Genomic DNA, 1356 nt, shown 5'->3' with positions numbered 1-1356 from the left:
TGCGTATTCTGGCGATGCTGGTCCAGTGATTCTGGGAAAACTGGTCCAAAAAACTTATGCTGCTGCATGCTTTGTCAAGTAGATAAATTTATGGATTGTTAGCTAATTATTTTTTTGTTTTTTCTCATCGATTCTCCCTGTAACTCTATTCTGTGTGCATTATGGACGATCCTGTCTAGAATGGCATCGGCAATGGTCTGCTCCTGCATCAGGTCATACCATTGGCTGACCGGTAATTGAGAAGCAATGATAGTAGAATGTTTGCCATGGCGGTCCTCAATAATTTCAAGCAAAGCCAGTCGATTGGCACTATCCAAGGGTTGGAGTCCAAAATCATCTAAGATTAACAGATCCTGTTTTTCTATTTTATTAATTTCTTTACTATAACTGGCATCGGCTTTACTTATTTTCAACCGGGAAAAGAGTTTGCCCAGGTTAAAGTACATCACTTTATAGCCTTGTATGCAGGCCTGATGACCCAACGCAGAAGCAATATAACTTTTGCCTACCCCGGTAGAGCCGGTAATAAGCAGGTTCTGCTTTTTTTCTATAAAACTGCAATCACAAAGTCTGATCAACATATTCTTATCTATGTTTCTTGTTAAAGAAAAGTCAAGTTCTTCTATCGAAGCCTGGTAACGGAAGTGTGCCGCTCTGATCAAGGTAGTAATCCTGCGGTTATGACGTTCGTTCCATTCAGCTTCTATCAAATAAGCGATCAGTTCGTCAGCAGTAAAAGATTGATTGCTTTCCATACAGGTGCGGAACGCCTGCTGCATGCCTAAAAAGCGCAGCTGTTTCATTTTCTCTAAGGTGGCATGATTGTTCATAAAATGAGGGGTAAGAGTGGATAAATGATTTATTGGTAATACGCTTTTCCCCGAATGTTACTATGGGTAGGCGTTTGGGCTAGTGAGGAAAAGACTTCCTGCGGCCATTCTTCCAGTCCTTTGTCAAGGATGTTCTTGACAGTACGATAACTATAGCTCTGATAATAAAGAGCTCTTTGGCAAGCCAGCTCCAGGCGTTGCTGGCCCGCTTTCTTAGCTAAACTTAATATACCTACACAGCTTTTGTAAGCTTGCTCAGGGTGGGCTTTAATCTGGAGTACACCTGCGATCAAGCTTTTGACAGAAGGACCAATATCTGCTGCCCAGTTTAAAAACTTTTCCGGGTGCCAATCCAAGACAAATTGATGGGAAGATGGCAGATGATCTTTCAAGGTGGTATAACCAAAGGCTTTTCTATCCCTTTCATGGAAAGCAATACGTTCATAGCCATTATAAATTTCCACTTGGTTGTGACTATAGATGATCTTGACCCGTTTGCCAATGTAGCGGTAAGGCACACTATAAT

General features: G+C 41.6%; 2 protein-coding genes. Both read right to left on the bottom strand.

The annotated features are described in order from the left end of the window. Nucleotides 1-98 precede the first annotated feature (98 nt). The gene (istB, locus tag Q0590_RS37280; RefSeq protein ID WP_302042775.1) at nucleotides 99-830 is read right to left on the bottom strand and encodes an IS21-like element helper ATPase IstB; all 732 of its coding nucleotides are present in this window, start codon (nucleotides 828-830) and stop codon (nucleotides 99-101) included. 29 nt (nucleotides 831-859) lie between these two features. Next, nucleotides 860-1356, bottom strand: a 497-nt coding sequence (locus tag Q0590_RS37275; protein ID WP_417715105.1) for a Mu transposase domain-containing protein, incomplete at its 5' end; no start/stop codon positions are given.

Source organism: Rhodocytophaga aerolata (genome assembly GCF_030503435.1).
Lineage (GTDB): Bacteria > Bacteroidota > Bacteroidia > Cytophagales > 172606-1 > Rhodocytophaga > Rhodocytophaga aerolata.
The sequence above is the reverse complement of the archived record's forward strand: the minus strand, read 5'-3'. Positions and strand labels throughout refer to the sequence as shown.